General features: G+C 70.1%; 16 protein-coding genes. 11 read left to right on the top strand and 5 right to left on the bottom strand.

Features of this window, described 5'->3' with window-relative positions; genetic code table 11:
* Nucleotides 1-8: 8 nt before the first annotated feature.
* Nucleotides 9-920, bottom strand: coding sequence for a LysR family transcriptional regulator (locus J2Y46_RS02725; protein WP_310240052.1), 912 nt, complete (start codon nucleotides 918-920; stop codon nucleotides 9-11).
* Between the two features lie 155 nt (nucleotides 921-1,075).
* On the opposite strand from J2Y46_RS02725, the gene J2Y46_RS02720 reads away from it, so the two are divergent.
* Genes J2Y46_RS02720 through J2Y46_RS02700 form a run of 5 tightly spaced genes read left to right on the top strand, consistent with a single transcriptional unit; the run spans nucleotide 1,076 to nucleotide 6,516 of the window.
* Nucleotides 1,076-1,621, top strand: coding sequence for a quercetin 2,3-dioxygenase (locus tag J2Y46_RS02720; protein WP_052676762.1), 546 nt, complete (start codon nucleotides 1,076-1,078; stop codon nucleotides 1,619-1,621).
* A gap of 7 nt (nucleotides 1,622-1,628) precedes the next feature.
* A complete protein-coding gene (locus J2Y46_RS02715) occupies nucleotides 1,629-2,411 on the top strand; it encodes an alpha/beta hydrolase (RefSeq protein ID WP_310240051.1) in 783 nt (260 codons plus the stop codon).
* Nucleotide 2,412: 1 nt separating this feature from the next.
* Nucleotides 2,413-3,366: a nucleoside hydrolase gene (locus J2Y46_RS02710; protein ID WP_310240050.1), complete on the top strand. Its 954-nt coding sequence runs from the start codon at nucleotides 2,413-2,415 to the stop codon at nucleotides 3,364-3,366.
* Complete coding sequence (locus J2Y46_RS02705) at nucleotides 3,363-5,588, top strand: family 78 glycoside hydrolase catalytic domain (RefSeq protein WP_310240048.1); 2,226 nt, start codon at nucleotides 3,363-3,365, stop codon at nucleotides 5,586-5,588. The genes J2Y46_RS02710 and J2Y46_RS02705 overlap by 4 nt, the downstream gene beginning before the upstream one ends.
* Before the next feature lie 13 nt (nucleotides 5,589-5,601).
* A complete protein-coding gene (locus tag J2Y46_RS02700; protein WP_310240046.1) occupies nucleotides 5,602-6,516 on the top strand; it encodes an alpha/beta hydrolase fold domain-containing protein in 915 nt (304 codons plus the stop codon).
* Between the two features lie 7 nt (nucleotides 6,517-6,523).
* On the opposite strand, the gene J2Y46_RS02695 is transcribed toward J2Y46_RS02700, so the two are convergent.
* Nucleotides 6,524-7,333: an IclR family transcriptional regulator gene (locus tag J2Y46_RS02695; protein WP_310240044.1), complete on the bottom strand. Its 810-nt coding sequence runs from the start codon at nucleotides 7,331-7,333 to the stop codon at nucleotides 6,524-6,526.
* Between the two features lie 39 nt (nucleotides 7,334-7,372).
* Nucleotides 7,373-7,930 carry a carboxymuconolactone decarboxylase family protein gene (locus J2Y46_RS02690; RefSeq protein ID WP_310240042.1) on the bottom strand — a complete coding sequence of 186 codons (558 nt, stop codon included), beginning with the start codon at nucleotides 7,928-7,930 and terminating at the stop codon, nucleotides 7,373-7,375.
* Nucleotides 7,931-8,022: 92 nt separating this feature from the next.
* Between J2Y46_RS02690 and J2Y46_RS02685 the strand changes: the two genes are divergently transcribed.
* Genes J2Y46_RS02685 through J2Y46_RS02665 form a run of 5 tightly spaced genes read left to right on the top strand, consistent with a single transcriptional unit; the run spans nucleotide 8,023 to nucleotide 14,120 of the window.
* On the top strand, nucleotides 8,023-8,805 hold the full coding sequence (locus J2Y46_RS02685) for an SDR family oxidoreductase (RefSeq protein ID WP_310240040.1): 783 nt from the start codon (nucleotides 8,023-8,025) through the stop codon (nucleotides 8,803-8,805).
* 25 nt (nucleotides 8,806-8,830) lie between these two features.
* Nucleotides 8,831-9,622 carry an SDR family oxidoreductase gene (locus J2Y46_RS02680; protein WP_310240038.1) on the top strand — a complete coding sequence of 264 codons (792 nt, stop codon included), beginning with the start codon at nucleotides 8,831-8,833 and terminating at the stop codon, nucleotides 9,620-9,622.
* A gap of 31 nt (nucleotides 9,623-9,653) precedes the next feature.
* Nucleotides 9,654-10,529: a fumarylacetoacetate hydrolase family protein gene (locus J2Y46_RS02675; protein ID WP_056366431.1), complete on the top strand. Its 876-nt coding sequence runs from the start codon at nucleotides 9,654-9,656 to the stop codon at nucleotides 10,527-10,529.
* Nucleotides 10,526-11,377, top strand: a complete 852-nt coding sequence (locus tag J2Y46_RS02670) for a fumarylacetoacetate hydrolase family protein (RefSeq protein ID WP_310240033.1) — start codon at nucleotides 10,526-10,528, stop codon at nucleotides 11,375-11,377. Before J2Y46_RS02675 ends, J2Y46_RS02670 begins: the two co-directional genes overlap by 4 nt.
* A gap of 13 nt (nucleotides 11,378-11,390) precedes the next feature.
* On the top strand, nucleotides 11,391-14,120 hold the full coding sequence (locus J2Y46_RS02665; protein ID WP_310240032.1) for a family 78 glycoside hydrolase catalytic domain: 2,730 nt from the start codon (nucleotides 11,391-11,393) through the stop codon (nucleotides 14,118-14,120).
* On the opposite strand, the gene J2Y46_RS02660 is transcribed toward J2Y46_RS02665, so the two are convergent.
* Entirely contained in the window at nucleotides 14,083-15,690 is a 1,608-nt protein-coding gene (locus J2Y46_RS02660; RefSeq protein ID WP_396653144.1) for a peptide MFS transporter, read from the bottom strand. The genes J2Y46_RS02665 and J2Y46_RS02660 overlap by 38 nt on opposite strands.
* Nucleotides 15,691-15,803: 113 nt before the next feature.
* Here J2Y46_RS02660 and J2Y46_RS02655 point away from each other — a divergent pair, with 113 nt between their 5' ends.
* The gene (locus tag J2Y46_RS02655) at nucleotides 15,804-17,057 is read left to right on the top strand and encodes an FAD-dependent oxidoreductase (RefSeq protein WP_310240030.1); all 1,254 of its coding nucleotides are present in this window, start codon (nucleotides 15,804-15,806) and stop codon (nucleotides 17,055-17,057) included.
* Nucleotides 17,058-17,066: 9 nt separating this feature from the next.
* Here J2Y46_RS02655 and J2Y46_RS02650 read toward each other — a convergent pair whose 3' ends face one another.
* Nucleotides 17,067-18,470, bottom strand: coding sequence for an MFS transporter (locus J2Y46_RS02650; RefSeq protein WP_310241081.1), 1,404 nt, complete (start codon nucleotides 18,468-18,470; stop codon nucleotides 17,067-17,069).
* Nucleotides 18,471-18,595 lie beyond the last annotated feature (125 nt).

The following is an 18,595-nucleotide window of genomic DNA, read 5'->3' as shown; positions in this document are numbered from 1 at the left end:
CCAGCGGCTCAGTGAAGGGTCCCGTCGACGAGCGGCGAGAGCTCCTGCGCCGTCTCCCGGAACGTCCTGACCATCGGGTTGGGCGAATCGCTGAGGCTGCACAGCACGATGGTCGCCGGCTCGATGTCGGAGATCGGCACGAAGGCGAGCTCGTCGCGGCGGTACTGGCGCGACGCGGACTGCCCCGCGATGTTCACCCCCGCCCCGGCCGCGACCAGTTCGAAGAGCCCGTCGACGCTGTCGGCCGTCGGGCCGCGTCGGGGCCGCGTCCCGTCCGGGCGCGGGTCGACGATCCACCAGTTCACGACCTCGGGAATCCCTCGGGCGACGGCCACGAACACCTCGTCGTTGGTCTCGGCGATCGTGACCGACTCACGTCCGGCGAGGGCGTGATCAGCGGGCACGACGAGCACCCGCGGTTCGCGCCACAGCGGCTCTACACGGATCCGCGGTGGCAGCACCATGGGTGACGGCGCGAACACGACGTCGACCCGCCCGGCTTCCAGCTCGGAGGCCACGTCGAAGAAGCCCAGCCGCCGCATCTCGATCCGCGCCGCCGGGATCGCCTGCATCGTTGCGGCGATCGCCGCCGTCGTCAGCGCGCCGGCCCCCGCGGCCACGACACCGACGCGCAGGAGCGGCGTGTGCTGATCCCGGCGCACCGACTGCGCCCAGGCGAGGAGCTGGTCGTGGTCGTCCTGGACCCGGCGGGCGAGGGGGAGCAGGTCGCGCCCGTAGCCGGTGAGCTCGACTTTGCGGGGACTTCGATCGAACAGCTTGACACCGAGCTGCTGCTCGAGGCGGCTGATCTGCTGGCTCAGCGACGGAGGCGTGATGCTGAGGCGCTCGGCGGCGCGACCGAAGTGCAGCTCTTCGGCGAGCACACAGAAATACCGGATCACGTGGATGGGCACGTCCATGCTCGGATCTTAGCCTCAGGCTAACGCCGGGTAGGGATGTCGAACTTCCTCCGGCCGCGGAACGTCGTGAGACTTGAGGCATCTGGAACGGTCGATCGGAATGGCCCGATGTTCCCGTCTGCCTAACGGCACCACCGTCTTACATGGAGGTAAGCATGACCACTTTCGCCGCTGACGACCCCGACAAGGTCGCGTTCGCCGGAATCCTGCCCGCGGCCCCGAAGCCCTACGTGATCGGCAACGGGCAGGGTGAGAAGTCGCTCGTCTTCGACCAGCTCTTCGAGATCCTGGTCTCGGGAGACGAGACGGACGACCAGTACGGCGCGTGGACGATGAAGGCGCGTCAGGGGGACCGCATCCCCGCCCACACGCACCTCAGGACCCACGAGTTCTTCTACGTCGTCGACGGCGAGATCTCGGTGTGGATGGACGACCAGGCGGAATACCACACCAAGACCACGCTCACCACGGGCGACTTCGCGTTCGTGCCGGCGAACATCGTCCACGCATTCAAGATCGAGAACACCACGACGGTGTTCGGCGCAGGCACGGCGGGCTTCGAGCGGTTCTTCCACGCGATCGGCCAGAAGACCGACCTCGACCAGCCGCAGGGCGTCTACGTGCCGGACTTCTCGATCATGCGCGCCGCCGGCGAGAAGTACGCCACTGTCTTCATGCCCGAGTTCCGGTTCCGCGACTGACCTCCTCGTGTCGTCGCTGTTCGAGGTCGACTTCGCCCAGCCCGAGGGCTTCCGGCCGCTCTCGCTCGACCTGCGCACGCCGGCGTCCGCCGGCGCGCCCCTCATCGTGTTCCTGCACGGTGGGGGGTGGCTGCGTGGCAGTCGCAAGGTCTTCACCCCGGGGATCGGCGTCGGCCGGTCCTTCGATCTCATCGTCGCGGCGGGCTTCGCGATCGCCTCGTGCGAGTACCGCCTGAGCGGCGAAGCGCGATTCCCTGCGCAGCTGGACGACGTCGACGCCGCCCTCGAGTGGCTGAGGAATCACGCGGCCGACTACGGAGTGGATGCCTCGCGCCCCGTGCTGTGGGGAGTCTCGGCGGGCGCGACGCTCGCCGCGCTCACGGGGCTCGGTCGCCGTGATGTGCGCGGCGTCGTGGACTGGTTCGGTCCCGCCGACCTCTTCACGATGGCTGAGCACGACATGGGCGATCCACCCGAGAAGACCCGTGAGGCTCGCTGGATCGGCGGACCCGCCGCAGAGCATCCCGAGATCGCACGCCGGGCGAGTCCCGCCTACCAGGTGCACGCCGGCGCTCCGCCGTTCCACATTGCGCACGGCACCGCCGACGAGCATGTTCCGTTCTCGCAGAGCGAGGCGCTCGCCGAGGCGCTCCGAGGCGTCGGAGCCGATGTCGACTTCCACACCGTTGCGGGCGGAAAGCACTTCTGGCAGGGGCTCGACGACCCGTCCACGGTGTTCGACGCCGCGATCGACTTCTGCTCGCGCGTCACACATTCACAAGGAGACTGAAGTGACAGACCCCGCTCGAGCCGACGATGCCGGCGCTCCGCGCGCTCGCGTCATCCTCGACAACGATTTCGGCGGTGATCCCGACGGACTGTTCCAGCTCGCGCACCATCTGCTGAGCCCTTCGGTGCATGTCGCACTGGTCGTCGCGTCGAAGATCCCCGACTCCTTCGCCGAGTTCGACCCGGGAGTGGTGGAGCGCGGAGTGATCGCGGCGGATCGCATCGTCGAGATGCTCGGTCGTCCCGAACGCGCTCTTGCGGGCGCCGAGACGGGCTTGCGCGCCGGGGTCACGCCGCGGCTCACCGACGCGGCGCGGGCGATCATCGCGGAGGCGCTCCGCGATGATCCGCTGCCGCTCTTCTACTGTGCGGGCGGGGGGCTGACGGACCTCGCCACGGCGTATCTCCACGAACCCGGCATCGCGGATCGACTGACGCTCGTCTGGATCGGCGGTCCGGGCTATGACCCGGCGCATGCGGACGATTGCCGCCCGGCGGAGTTCAACACGACCATCGACCCTGTCGCCGCGGGGGTGGTCTTCGCGTCTTCGATGGCCATCTGGCAGGTCCCCGAGACGACCTACGAACAGTGCCTCATCACCTGGGCCGAGCTCCACCGCCACGTCGCACCGCTCGGACCTCTCGCGGCACACCTCGTCGATTGCCTGGACACCTTCACGGCGACGATGTCCGCGATGCTCGGGTTCAACCGAGGCGAGACGGTCGTCCTCGGCGACAGCCCGCTCGTCCTGCTGACCGCCCTCCGCGGGCCCTTCCATGTCGACCCGTCGTCGTCGCCGTCAGCCCTGCAACCACGGCGTGCGATCAGCGATGACGCCACTTACGGCGACCTACTCGCCGGGGCGCCGCCCGTTCGCGTCTTCACCGCCCTCGACACCCGGCTCATGTTCGGCGACCTGGTCGCGAAGCTCGCTGAAGTCGGAGGGGCCGCATGACGAAGGCGATGATGATCGCGCCCGATCATCCGGCGGAGGCGGCGCCTCTCCTGCGTCGCGAGTTCACGCTCGATCCAGGGCACGGCCCGGTGGACAGCGCGATTCTGCGCACGTCCGCCCAGGGGGTCATCGAGGCGTGGGTGAACGGCATCCCGTCGTCCGACGAACTGCTCGCGCCAGGGTGGACGAGTTACGAGTGGCGCGTGCGTCTCGTCGAGCACGATGTCACCACCGCCGTCGCCGAGCGGACCGTCGTCGCGCTGCGGCTCGGGAACGGGTGGTACCGCGGCTGGCTCGGCTTCACCGGCCAGCGCGCGGTTTACGGAGACGAGCGCGCCGGGTACGCCGAGCTCGAGATCCGCTTCGCCGACGGTCACGTTCAGCGCGTCGGCACCGACGAGTCGTGGCGCGCCGGAACGGGTGAGGTCCTCGCCGACGACCTCTACAACGGCGAGACGATCGACGCCCGCCTGCGGGACCGCTCCTGGCAGCGTCCGGGATTCGACGACGCGCAGTGGGATGCGGTGCACGCCGTCGACGTCGACCCGGGCCGCCTCGTCCCCCGAACCTCACCGCCCGTCCGGCGGCTGGGTGAGCGGGCCGTGGAGCGGGTCTGGACCTCGCCATCAGGGCGGACCCTCGTCGACTTCGGTCAGAACCTCGTCGGGTTCGTACGGGTGCGGGTCTCAGGTCCGGCCGGCAGCGAGATCGTCCTTCGTCATGCGGAAGTGCTCGAAGGCGACGAGCTCGGCACACGCCCGCTGCGGCGCGCCGAGGCGACGGATCGATTCGTCCTCAGCGGCGGCGACGACGTGTTCGAGCCGACGCTCACTTTCCACGGGTTCCGCTATGCGGAGGTCACCGGCTGGCCGGGCGAGCTCGACCCCGAGGCGCTGACCGCGGTCGTGGTCGGATCCGACATCCGCCCCACCGGCACGTTCGCGTGTTCCGACGCACTCCTGAATCAGCTGCACAGCAACGTGGTGTGGGGGATGAAGGGCAACTTCCTGAGCGTGCCGACGGACTGCCCGCAGCGCGACGAGCGTCTCGGCTGGACGGGCGACCTCGCGGTGTTCGCTCCGACGGCGGCGTTCCTCGGCGATGTCGAGGGCTTCCTCGCGGACTGGCTCATCGACGCCGAGCTCGAGCGGCAGGCGACGCCGTTGAGGACAGTGCCCGTCGTGGTCCCGAACGTCATGAAGCACCTCGAGACGGGATTCCCCGAACCGGGCGCGACCGCCGTCTGGGGCGATGCCGCCGTGTGGGTGCCGTGGGCGCTGTGGACCGCGTACGGCCACGAGCAGACGCTCCGCGACGCCTACCCCCTCATGACCGCGCACGTTCGCAGCGTCGAGGCGGCGCTCGCACCCGACGGTGCGTGGGACTCCGGGTTCCAGTTCGGGGACTGGCTGGATCCGGACGCGCCCGCCGATGACCCGGGCAAGTCCAAGGCGCCGGCAGAGGTCGTCGCCACGGCGAGCGCCTATCGCAGTGCGGGCCTTGTCGCCGGGGCGGCGGCGGTGCTGGGCGCGGAGTCGGATGCTGCGGAGTTCCGCGCGCTGCGCGATCGCATCGGCGTCGGCTTCCGCACTCGGTACGTCCACGACGGGCGTGTCGAGAGTGACAGCGCCACGGTCTATGCGCTCGCGATCGTGTTCGGCATCCTCGACGATGCCGACGTGCAGCGCGCCGGCGATCGGCTGGCCGAACTCGTGCGCGAGGCGGGGCATCGCATCAGCACCGGGTTCGCCGGGACCCCGTTCATCCTCGATGCCTTGACGTCGACCGGCCACCTCGACGATGCCTACGCACTGCTGCTGCAGCGCGAGGTGCCGTCGTGGCTCTACCCGGTGACGATGGGCGCCACCACGATCTGGGAGCGCTGGGATTCGATGCGGCCCGACGGCAGCGTCAACCCGGGCGAGATGACGAGCTTCAACCACTATGCGTTCGGGGCCGTCGCCGACTGGATGCACCGGTCGATCGGCGGCATCGCACCCCTCGACCCGGGTTACCGGCGCATCCTGGTGGCACCGCAGCCGGGCGGCGGCCTCACGTGGGCGGAGGCGAGCCTCGAGACGCCGCACGGCCGCGCCGCGGTCCGCTGGGATGCGGATCCCGAGCTGCGCCTGCGCGTCGAGGTGCCGGCGGGCGTCGAGGCTGTGCTCCGGCTTCCCGGGCGTGCGGACGAGACGCTGGCGTCCGGCATCCACCATCGATGAAAGGAACCGACCGATGACCGAGATCCACGACGTCGCCCTCGCTGGTGGCGGCTTCGACTTCCGCGTTCGCGTGTATCCCGCGGCCGAGCCGAACGGCTCGCTGCTGGTCTGGCTGCACGGTGGCGCCTTCATGTTCGGCGACCTCGAGATGCCCGAGGCTGACCAGGTCGGTCGCCGTCTCAGTGACAGCGGGATCACCGTCGTCTCCGTCGATTACACGCTCGCGCCACTGGACGCACTGGAGTCGCTCGGTCCGCCCGAGCCGGGCCTCGACATCCCGTCACCCGCCGAGATCCGGACCACCGCGGAGGCTGCGGGGCCGCGGGCGCGGTTCCCGGTCGCGTCGCTGCAGATCATCGCGGCCTTCGACTGGGCTGTCGCGAACGCGGGCGAGTACGGTGCGGACCCGGGCCTCGTGTCGCTCGGCGGGGCGAGCGCGGGCGGCAACCTGGCCACAGGTGCCGCGATGCGGCTTCGCGACCGCGCGACGTCGCTGCCCGCTCTTCTGGCCCTCGTCTACCCGGTGCTGCATTCGCCACTGCCGGCGGCTGGAGCGGAGCTCGAGTCGCTGCTCGAGGGGCTGCCGCCGTTCCTGACGTTCCCGCCAGAGTCCACGCAGGCGATCAACGCGAACTATCTCGGGGGCGCGACCGACGACGAGGGCTACGCGTTCCCGGGCGGACACGACCTCGCCGGCCTGCCGTCGACGCTCATCGTGAACGCCGACCGCGACCGCTTGCGGGCATCGGGTGAGGCGTTCGCCGCGGAACTCGCGCTCGCCGGTTCCGACGTCAGGCTCGTCCGTGAGCGCGGCGCGGTGCACGGCTTCCTCAACGAGGTCGGCGACGCGGCCGCCGAAAGGACGCTCGGGCTGCTCGCGGGTGCCATCACCCACGCGCGACCCGTTGCCGTCGCGCGGGCGGTGTGACGGGCGATCAGGTGGCGCGCAGGAGCCTCGAGATGTCGTCCGCCGTGGCCCGCAGGCGATCGAGGATCGGTCCGCGCAGCGAGGCGAGATCATGACGCTGCGTCGACACGGCGATGTTGATCGCGGCGGCGGGCTTCGCGGCATCCCGCCCGAACACGGGCACCGAGACCGAGCGCAAGCCGGCCGCGACCTCCTGGTCCTGCAGCGAGTAGCCCTCCTCGCGGATGACGGCCAGGCGCTCGCGCAGCTCGTCGAGCGACGCCGCGGCGTTGGGTCCGGCATCCGTCCCGAACTCGTGAGCAGCAAGCGCCGCGGCCAGCTCCGCGTCGCTCAGGTAGGCCAGCAGGAGCTTGCCCATCGAGGTATAGGCGGCGGGCAGCGTCGACCCGACCTGGATGTTCGCGGTCACGAGATCCGAGTTGCGCAGGCGCGCGAGGTAGAGAACCTGGTCGCCGACGAGCACGCCGAGGTTGACGGTCTCGCCGGACTCCTCGGCGAGGTGGCGCAGCGGCTGCTCGCTGAGCTGGACGAGGCTCGACCCGCGCAGTGCGGCCGAGCCCAGCAGCAGCACAGCGACACCAGGACGGATGGCTCCGTCAGCCAGGCGCTCGAGGTAGCCGCCCTCTTCGAGGGTCGCGACCACGCGGAAGGCGGTCGGCATCGGGATACCCGTGCGCTCGCTGATGTCGCGGAGCTTGAGCGACGTGACGGACTCGTCGAAGAGCCGCAGGACGTCGAGTCCTTTCGCGAGCGCCTCGATGCGATAACGGCTCGGCGTCTTCTCGGCGGACTCGCTCGGGGTCTCTTCGGCTTTCATCGTGTGAAACCGTATCTCTCGGTCCCGAGGCGTGCAATCTCAGCTATCGACGCGGAACGCGCGCAGCTGCAGGGCGAGGGTGGCGTAGTAGCCGACGAGCGTCGTGAGCTCGAACACGACGGCTGCGCCGAGGGCGACGGATGCCGCGTCCCACAGTTCGTCGTCGAGATCGCCGCCGACCAGCTGGAGGGTGACGGCGCCGACGAGCGCTTCGTCGCCCTCGAAGGGCGTGATGTCGCCCCTGCGCAGCGCGGCCAGCTCGGCGTCGCCGAGGCCCACAGCGGCGCCCACCGCCTCGTGGGCTTCGCGCTCGAAGGCGCTGTCCCAGTGGGCCGCGACGAGCAGGATCGCGATCTCTCTCGCGCGCTCGGTGAGCGCACCCCGGTAGCGGATGGCGGAGCCGACGTGCTGGAGCGCGCCGCCCAGGTCGGGGGCGAGCAGAAGGGCATTGAAGGGGCCGCGCAGCGAACCGTCCGGCCTGGTCAGGGCGAAGTGCTGCGGCCCCTGGGCGCGCGGCCCGCCGGCGATCGCGCCGTACAGGTCGGCCTGTGCGGGGGAGAGCTCCTCGGGGCGGAGCGGGGGAACGCGGGGCGGCATCTGTCTCCTCCATTTGACGAATCGCTGGGATCAGCCTACATTCAATCAACGAAAGTCGCTTTCACCCAATGAACTCGATTGCGAGAGACGTCATGGCAGACACCCTCCACGCCGCGAAGGCCGCATGGCTCGGACTCGAGGGCGCGCGCGTGCTCGTCGCCGGAGCCGGCGGGATCGGCGGTGCGTGTGCCCTCGCGTACGCCGACGCCGGGGCATCTGTCGCCGTCGTCGACCGCGACCAGCGGGCGCTGGACGCGATCGGCGCCGACCTCGACGCCACAGGGGCGCGGTACGCCCTCTTCCAGGCCGACCTCACCGAGCACGGCGCGGGGGAGCGGGTCGTGGTCGACGTCGTCGAAGAGCTGGGCGGCCTCGACGTGCTGCTCCATGCCGTCGGCATCAACGATCGGCGTCCGATCCTCGAGTTCACTGAGGATGAGTGGGACCACATCCTGCGGGTCAACCTGTCGTCCCTCTTCGGCTTGGCGCAGGCAGCCGGCCGCCACATGGTCGCGCAAGGTCACGGCCGCGTGCTCGCGCTGTCGAGCGTCTCCGGACTTCTGGCCCACCACTCCCACGGCCCCTACGCGGCTTCGAAGGGCGGGATCAACCAGCTCCTGCGGGTCATGGCACGCGAGTGGGCCGCGTCGGGGGTCACGGTGAATGCCCTGGCGCCGGGCTACATCGAGACGCCGCTCACCGCGGGCGAGCTCGCCAAGCCCGGCAAGCGCCAGGATCTGGAGAGCCTCGTCCCGGCCGGCCGTCTCGGCACCCCCGACGAGCTCACCGGCCCCGCGCTCTTCCTGTCCTCACGGCATGCCGGGTTCGTCACCGGCCATGTCATGTACATCGACGGCGGACGCACGCTCGTCTGAGCGCGCTCGACGATTGGAGAACCCCATGACCGACCCCACCCCGCAGATCTTCCCCCGCTTCGCCGGCAAGACGGTGCTCGTCACCGGTGCCGGCACCGGCTTCGGCGCCGAGATCGCCGTCCGCGCCGCACAGGAGGGCGCGAAGGTCGCCGTCCACTACCGCTCCTCGAAGGGCGGCGCCGAGGCCACGCTGCAGCGCATCCGCGAGGCCGGCAGCGACGGCATCCTGGTGCAGGCCGACATCGGCTCGTGGGACCAGATCAAGCGCATGGCCGACGAGGTATGGGCCGCGTTCGGCACGCTCGACGTGGTCGTCAACAACGTCGGCGACGTCTCGAGCGAGCAGATGAACTGGGACGAGCTGACGCAGGAGGCCCTCGACGCCGTCATCGACATCGACGTCAAGGGGACGCTGCTCATGACCCACGAGTTCGGCGAGCGGATGCTGCGGCAGGGCCACGGCAACATCGTGCAGGTCGGTTCGACGGTGATCGTGCGCGGCTCGGCGCGGGCACCGCAGTACGCCGCGGCGAAGTACGCGATCCTCGGCATCACCAAGTCCTACGCCAAGGCGTTCGCCCCGGCGGTGCGCGTCAACACCTTCGCGCCCGGGTTCATGGAGACCGAGCGCCTGCTGAACCGCGAGGACTGGAAGAACGGACGCCGCGAGGTGCTGCTCTCGCAGACGCCGATGGGCGTCATCCCTCCGCCCGAGTTCGTGACCGGCGCATGCCTCTGGCTCGCCACCGACGAGGCGGCGCACCTGACCGGCGGCTACATGCTCGCCGACGGCGGATTCAACATGGTCGGCGCCTGAGCGCCCGCCCGATATCTAGGAGACAGAACCCATGAAGCTCATCACCTTCGACGGCGGACGCGTCGGCCGGCTGGAACTCGAGGAAGGCGTCGTGATCGAGCTCGACGTCCCCTCGACCCGCGAGTACTTCGAGCGCGGCGGCCAGGTCACCGAGACCGGCGAGCGCCTCGCGTACGCCGACGTGAAGCTCGAGGCGCCCATCCGCCCCAAGAAGTTCTTCCACACCGCGGGCAACTTCGCGGACCACCACAACGAGCTCGAGGCCGTCAACTGGTCGCACCCCGTGCACAAGGGCATCGTGTTCTTCCAGAACGTGGACGCGATCATCGGCCCCGATGACGACATCGTCTACCCCGACCACCTCACGAAGGAGATGGACTACGAGCTCGAGCTCGCCATCATCATCGGCAAGTCGGGCAAGTTCTTCGGTCCCGACGAGGCCGACGACTACATCGCGGGCTTCACGGTGTTCAACGACATCTCGGCGCGCGACATCCAGCGCAAGGAGATGGAGTCGGGCGTCTTCTCGTTCTCGAAGGCGATCGACACGTTCTGCCCCATCGGCCCGTGGATCGTCACGCGCGACGAGGTGCCCGACATGCACGAGCTGCCGATGCAGCTGCGCGTGAACGGCGAGGTGCGCCAGCAGGGCAACACGAACCAGACCCGCATCAAGTTCCCGCACCTGGTGGCCTACCACTCGCCGCAGATCTACAGCGCCGGCGACATCATCACGACCGGCACGATCTCGGGCGTCGCGGCGATCCAGGACAACCCGTTCGACTTCTACCTGAAGCCCGGCGACCAGATCGAGGCGGAGATCACCGGCATCGGGACGCTGCGCAACAAGGTCATCAGCTGGGAGGACCGCTACGGCGAGCCCGCCCCGCAGCGGGTCGACTGGTGAGGCTCGCGAACCTCGCCGGTCGCGCGGTCGTCGTCATCGGCGACCGCGCGGTCGACGTCGAGCAGGCATCGCGTGGGCGCTTCGGCCCCGATCCGCAGGCGCTGTTCGGCGACTGGCAGGCGTTCGCGGAATGGGCGGCGACGATTCCGGATGCCGCCGCTGCAGCATCCGTCGCCCTCGAGGCGACCGAACTCGGCGCACCCGTGCCTCGCCCGCGACAGGTGTTCGCGATCGGGCTGAACTACGCCGAGCACGCCGCGGAGGCCGGATACCCGCCGGACTCGATGCCCGTCACCTTCACTAAGTTCCCGTCGTCGATCGTCGGGCCGGACGCCGTCGTGGAGCTGCCCGAGGGCAACGTCGACTGGGAGGTCGAACTCGTCGTGGTGATCGGTCGTGAGGCCCACCGCGTCGACCGGGAGCATGCGTGGGACCACGTCGCGGGGCTCACGATCGGCCAGGACCTGTCCGAGCGCGTCACGCAGCTGCAGGGCTCGGCCCCGCAGTTCAGCCTCGGCAAGTCCTTCCCCGGCTTCGGTCCGACCGGGCCGTGGCTCGTGACGCCGGACGAGTTCGCCGACCGCGACGACCTCGCCATCTCGTGCACGCTGTCGGGTGAGAGCATGCAGATCTCGCGCACCTCGATGATGCTGTACGACGTCCCCGAGCTGCTGGTCCGGCTGTCGGCGGTCTGCCCGCTGCTGCCCGGCGACATCATCTTCTCGGGCACTCCGTCGGGTATCGGCAACCGGCGCACCCCGCCGCGGTTCATCGGCCCCGCCGACGTGCTCGTGAGCGAGATCGAGGGCATCGGCACACTCGCTACACGGTTCACAGCCGCCCGCTGACGTCGGATCGACCATGACTGGCGCCCCCTACGAACTGCGTGTCGAGTACCTCCGTGCACCGATCGGCGTCGGCACGCGCAGCCCGCGCTTCTCGTGGTTCGTCGACCATGCGCGCGCGGCGTGCCAGCTCGAGGTGTCGACCGCGGACACGGTGGTCTGGGCGAGCGGCGAGATCCGGATCGCGGATGCTGCTCCCGTCGTCTACGCCGGCGAATCGCTGACCTCGAACACCGCGTACGAGTGGCGAGTGCGCAGCCGTGCCGCCGACGGCGAGTGGTCGGACTGGGCAGGTTCCACGTTCGAGACCTCGCTGCTGGACGCCGCCGACTGGGCCGCGCCCTGGATCGAACCCGTTCAGCAGGACGCGGTCGTCGAGCGGTGGAGCATCGTCGACTGGGTCCGGGGGCTCGGTCCCGACTCAGCGCCCGAGGATCGGCTCCGGCCCACGCAGCTGCTGCGGCAGCGGTTCGAGGTCGGTCCCGGTGCCGTGCGGGCGCGGCTGTTCTCCACCGCTCGCGGCGTGTACTCCGCGTTGATCAACGGGCGCCGCTCTGACGACCACGTGCTCGCACCGGGCTTCGACAGCTACGAGCATCGAGTGTCGTTCTCGTCGGCGGACGTGACAGCGTCGCTCGTCGAGGGTGAGAACATCCTCGCCGTTGCGCTGGCCGACGGCTGGTGGGCGGGCAGGATCGGCCTCACCGGATCGAGCGCGCAGTTCGGTGCGCGTACCTCGGCGATCTGGCAGCTGCATGTCGACTACGCCGACGGCACGACGCAGATCGTCACGTCGGGCGCCGACGTGCGCAGCGCGATCGGGCCGTGGACCTACGCGGACCTGTTCGTGGGCGAACGATTCGACCGGCGCGCGGTGCCTGCGGGCTGGGATCGGGCCGGCTTCGATGATGACGAATGGATGCCGGTGGCCGAGGCCGGCACGGATCACGCCGCCCTGACACCGTTCCGCGGCGAGCCGATCCGTCGCATCCTCGAGGTCCGCCCGGTGGCGCTCGTCGAGACCGCGCAGGGCACGATCGTCGACTTCGGGCAGGTGCTCGTCGGCCGCGTGCGGCTCCGTTTGCGCGACACGACGGCCGGACAGCGTGTGGCGATCGAGCACACCGAGACGCTCACGGCCGACGGCTCCTGGTTCGCCAACATCGTCGGGATCAACAAGGAGCAGACCGACGTGTTCGTGGCGGCCGGCGGCCCCGACGAGTGGGAGCCGGAGTTCACCTTCCACGGGTTCCGCTACGCGCGCGTCAGGGGCCTGACGACGGAGCTCGCGGTCGACGATGTCGTCGCCGTCGTGCTGGCAAGCGATCTGGAGCAGACCGGCTCGTTCGAGGCATCCGATCCCCGTCTCGACCGCCTTCATCAGAACGTCGTGTGGAGTCAGCGCGGCAACTTCCTGTCGGTGCCGACCGACTGCCCGCAGCGCGAGCGGGCGGGCTGGACCGGCGACATCCAGGCGTTCGCCGCGGCGGCGACGAACAACGCGCAGGTCGTCCCCTTCCTCGAGCGGTGGCTCGACAATCTGCGCGCCGACCAGCTGCCGGACGGCCGGATCCCGATCTTCTCGCCGCGCTCGCCGTTCGATGCCGAGGCCGCGGCGAAGGCGCACGGGATCGGCTCGATCGTGGCCGCTGCCGGATGGAGCGACGCGATCGCCATCGTGCCGTGGACCCTGCACGAGCGCACCGGCGATCGACGCGTGCTCGAGGAGAACCTCGACGCGATGCTCCGGTGGATCGAGTACCAGCGGGCGACGGCGGCGGCGGAGCTGCCCGAGTCCCTCGCGGGCGCCGACCTCGACGCGCCTCGCGTCCGCGCGCAGGCGCTGCTCTACAACTCCGGCGCGCAATTCGGCGATTGGCTGACCCCGAGCACGATGGAGGGGCGGCCGATGCACGAGGCAATCGGTATCGCTCCGGCCCTCACGGGCGAATACCTGGCGCCGATGTTCCAGGCAAACACGCTCACGATCGCGGCGCGCGCCGCCGCGGTCCTCGGGCGGGAGACGGATGCTGCGGGCCTCGCCGAGCGGGCCGCCCAGGTGCGCACGGCCTTCGCCGCGGAGTACGTCGATGCCGACGGCGACCTGCCAGTGCGACTGCAGGGCGTGTACGTCGTCGCGCTCGCGTTCGACATGATCCCCGCCGAACTGCGCGCCCGCACCGCGGCGCGCCTCGGGGAACTGATCCGCGAGCGCGGGAACCGCCTCGACACCGGATTCCTGTCGACCCCCTATCTGCTGGACGTGCTGTGCGAGAACGGGTATGCCGACGTCGCCCGCGCGCTGCTGTGGCAGTCCGAGATGCCGTCGTGGCTCTACGAGGTTGACCGCGGGGCCACCACGATCTGGGAGGCGTGGGACGCGATCTCACCCGACGGCCAGATCCGCCCGATGTCGCTCAACCACTACGCGCCGGGAAGCGTCGACGACTTCCTGTACCGCCAGGTCGCCGGCATCCGCTCCACTGCGCCCGGCTACCGCACCGCGGTGATCGCGCCCGACTTCGAGGCCGGGCTGGATCACGTGCGTGCGCACGTCGGAACGCCCTACGGACGACTGGCCGTGCACTGGTCTGTCGCCGGCGATGCGGCATCCGTGACCGTCGACGTGCCCCATGGCATGTCCGCCCGGCTCGCGATGTCCCAGGGCGAGATCGCGCTGGAAGCCGGGCGCTCGCGCCACACGCTGCCTATCGGACGCCGCGCATCAGCTTCAGCACGGGTCTGACCGCGGCGAGCAGGGCGAGGCCGAGCACGATCGCGATCGCCCCGAGGACCGTGAAGTAAGGGACTTCGTCGTCGGGGTTGTAGAACCCGGCGAGCCAGCCGGCGATCGAAGTGCCGAGCGCCACCGAGAGGAAGAAGAGCGCGACCATCTGCGTGTGGAACTTCTCGGGGGCGAGCTTCGTGGTCACCGACAGGCCCACCGGCGAGAGCAGCAGCTCGGCGATGGTGAACACGAACAGGATGCCGACGATCGCCATGAGGGGGGTCGAGTTCGGGCCGCCGTTCGCCCACGGCAGGAACAGCAGGAACGCGATGCCCATGATGATCGACGCGAGGCCGAACTTGACGGGAGTGGAGGGCTGTCGGTCGCCGAGCTTGGTCCACAGGGCCGCGAACACTCCCGACAGGATGATGATGAAGATCGGGTTGATGGACTGGACGAATGACGGCGGCAGTGTCACCCCGAAGATCGTCCGGTCGAGCTGCTTGTCGGAGTAGATCGTCAGCACCGTGAACTGCTGCTGGTACAGCGACCAGAACCCGACGCTCACCAGGAACAGCGGGATGAAGCCGAACACGCGGGACCGCTCATCGGCCGAGATGGCTCTCGAGCGCAGGATGACGACGAAGTAGGCGACTGCCGCGACGGCGGTGACCACGATGACCACCTGGGCGAGGTTGTCGGCGCGGATCACCTGGACGAGCACGAGCACCGCGATCACGACCAGCGCGCCGGCCGCGATCCCGATCCACAGACCGTACCGGTTTCGAGGGAGAGGGTTCGCGACGACGCTCGCCTGAGCAGGCAGCCCGCGCCGCCCGATGGAGTATTGGATGAGGCCGGCGGCCATGCCGATCGCCGCGAGCAGGAAGCCCGCGTGGAAGCCCCACGTCACCTGCGCCCAGCCGGTCAGGATCGGCCCGAGGAAGGCGCCGAGGTTGATTCCGAGGTAGAACAGCGAGAAGCCGGCGTCGCGTCGCACGTCGCGGGGGGCGTAGAGCGTGCCGACGACGGCGGTCGCATTGGCCTTCAGCCCGCCCGATCCCACCGCGACGAGGATGAGGCCGATGCTGAGCCCCCAGTAGCCGGGGAGCAGCGAGAGCGCGATGTGCCCGCCCATGATGACGATCGCGCTGTAGAACAGCACCCGCTCCGAGCCGAGCAGGCGGTCGGCGACCCAGGCGCCGAGGATCGTGGAGAGGTAGACCGTGCCGCCGTAGGCGCCGACGATGCCGGTGGCGATGACCTCCGGCATCCCGAGCCCGCCCTGGGCAACGGAGTAGTACATGTAGAGGAGCAGGATCCCCTGCATGCCGTAGAAGCTGAACCGCTCCCACATCTCCACGAAGAAGATGTGCACGAGCGACCACGGCTGCCCGAAGAACCGCGTGTCGTGGTCGCTCTCCGTGGCCGTGGTGCCTGCGGGATCCGTTCCGCTCGCTGCGGCGACCGTGCCGGTGCGCGTGGCGTCGGCTGCGGCGGTGGCGCCGTCGGGCGGACCTACCGGGACCTGATCGGGCTCCCCTCGGCTCGGATCGTCACCCTGGAAACCCTGCCCACGCCCGTCCATGCGCCTGCTCCCGTCGCCCCGGTAGACGTCAGGCTAGCGACGGGTCGCGCGGCCGCGATAGACCCCGGGGTGAACGCCCTAGTCTGAGCGGGGGCTCACAGAACGGCGCGCACATGCGGATCGGCATCATCGGCGGCGGCGCCGCGGGGCTCGCGGCCGCGTGGCTGCTCGAGCACGACCACGACGTCACGCTGTTCGAGAAGGACGACCGCTTCGGCGGCCACGCGCACACCCTCGACGTCGAGGTCGACGGCCAGGCGCTCCGCATCGACGCCGGCTTCCAGTTCTTCGCGCGCAGCGCCGCCTACGCGAGGTTCAACCGGCTGCTGGACACGCTCGAGGTGCCGCGCACGACGTACCCGGCGACGCTCACGGTGTCGCACGTCGACGGCGCACGGCCCGTCGCGATGCCGCCCTTCCGGCGCGGCCGGCCGGTGTGGTCGTCGCTCACTCCGCGGGCGATCGACCATCTGCTGCGCTTCCGTGCGTTCCTGTCGCGCGTGCCGGCGTTCCTCGCCGAGCACGACACGACCGTGACGATCGCGGAGTACGTCGAGCGCGAGCGGCTGCCGAAGGCGTTCGTCGACGACTTCCTCTTCCCGCTGCTGCTCGCGTTCTGGTGCGTCGATCTCGCCGACTTCCGCCGGTTCGCCGCCTACAACGCGCTGTACTACCTGGGGGCGAACCTTCCACGCGGGCTGACGCCGCCCGACCAGAGCGAGATCCCGGGCGGGCTCCGCGTCTACGTCGACGCCCTCGTCGCCTCGCTCGAGCACGCGAACCTGCGCACCAGCGCGCCGGTCGAGTCCGTCACGCGGGATGCCGACGGCACGTTGCTCCTCGACGTCGCCGGGGCGCAGCATCCGTTCGACCATCTCGTGTTCGCGTGCGACGCGGCGACCGCGCACGATCTGCTGGTGCCGCTGCCGGAGTTCGCCGAGGTGACCTCGCAGCTCGCGCGCTTCGGGTACTTCGACACGACGATCGCGATCCACGGCGACCGGCGGCTGATGCCGCGCGACGAGCGCGCGTGGTCGGTCGTGAACGTGCGGACGGATGCTGCGCACAGCTCGCTCTCGATCTGGAGCCCCTCGCGCGGGGTCGACGTCTTCAAGAGCTGGGTGACGTACGACGACGAGCTGCCGCAGCCGCTCTACGCGACGGCGACCTACCGGCACGGCCTCATCGACACCGGGTACTTCGACGCGCAGCGACGGCTGCGCCCGCTGCAGGGGCGGCACGGGGTGTCGCTCGCGGGGCTCTACACCGCCGACGCCGACTCGCACGAGAGCGCGATCCTCTCTGCGGTCGCGGTCGCCGAGCGGCTCGCGCCGGACTCGGCGCGGCTCGCGCGCTTGCGCGGCTGAGGTCCCGGATCACTCCGGGAGCGACGGATGCCGCTCCTGGGGCGCGCGGTGGCGCGGGATGAACAGCGCCACCACGAGCGCGACGATCGCCGCGGTCCCGCCGAGGATCAGCGACAGGGTGAAGCCGGTCGTCGTCGGCACGGGCACTCCCTCGAAGTCGACGGTGTAGGTGGCGAGCACCGCGCCGACGACGGCGGCGGCGGTGCTGGTGCCGAGGGACCGGAACAGCGCGTTGAGGCCGTTCGAGGCTCCGGTCTCGCTCTGCGGCACGGAGCGCATGATGAGCATGGGCATCGAGGCGTATCCGAAGCCGATCCCGGCGCCGATGAGGATGTTCGCGACGAGGATGTGCCACACCGCGGACGAGAACAGCAGCGTGAAGCCGTATGCGGCGATCAGCGAGATCGCGCCGAGCAGCAGCAGGAGCTTGGGACCGGTGCGGAACGCGATGCGTCCTGCGATCGGCGACAGCAGCATCATCACGAGTCCCGAGGGCATGACGATGAGGCTGGCGACCAGCAGCGACAGCCCGAAACCGGCGCCGGTCGCCACCGGCAGCTCGAGCATCTGCGGGTAGACGACGTTCGAGGCGAAGAGCGAGAAGCCCATGGCCACCGAGGCGATGTTGGTGAGCAGCACCGCGGGGCGGGCGGCGACCCGCAGGTCGAGCAGCGGCTCGTCGATGCGCAGCTCGTACCATCCCCACACCAGCAGCACGGCGAGTCCGCCGAGCCCGCAGGCGAGCACGGGGGCCGACCCCCAGCCCCACTCGTTGCCGCGCGAGATCGCAAGCAGGATGCCGATGAGGCCCACGGCGAGCCCCGCTGCGCCGAGGTAGTCGAACCGGCCTGCGGTGCGCAGGACGCTGACCGGGACGATCCACAGCACTAGGCCGAACACGATCACCCCGAGACCGGCGGCCATCCAGAACAGCAGGTGCCAGTCGCTGCGCTCGGTGATGAGCGCGCTGATGGGCAGACCGAGCGCGCCGCCGACGCCGAGCGTCGCGCTCATGAAGGCGATCGCCGAGTCGACGCGGTCCTCGTGGAGGACGTCTCGCATGATCGAGATGCCGAGCGGCACGACGCCGACGATGGCGCCCTGCAGCGTGCGCCCGACGATGATCCCGACGATGCCGGGCGACAGCGCCGCGACGACGGAGCCGGCGACCATGACCGCGACCAGGACGAGCACGATGCGCCGCTTGCCGTACATGTCGCCCAGACGCCCCGAGATCGGGGTGACCACGGCCGCGGCGAGAAGCGTCGACGTGACGACCCACGCGGTGTCGTCGCGGCTGGCGTTCAGCAGCTCGGGCAGCTTGGACTGGATCGGCACCATGAGGGTGAACATGAACGACGAGCACAGGCCGGCGATCGCGAGAACCGCGACGATGGCGCCCTGGCTCGGCATCCGGGTGAGTCTTCTTCTCGCGTCCTCGTCACCCGTGCCCATCAGTTCAGGTTATCGGGGGCTGCGAGCACCCGGCTCCGCGGGTTGCGCTGCAGAACTCCCTCGATGCCGCGTCCGGGCAGCGG

Origin of the sequence: Microbacterium sp. BE35 (genome assembly GCF_031457705.1) — a bacterium.
Classification (GTDB): domain Bacteria; phylum Actinomycetota; class Actinomycetes; order Actinomycetales; family Microbacteriaceae; genus Microbacterium; species Microbacterium trichothecenolyticum.
This window is presented reverse-complemented; position numbering and strand designations above follow the sequence as displayed.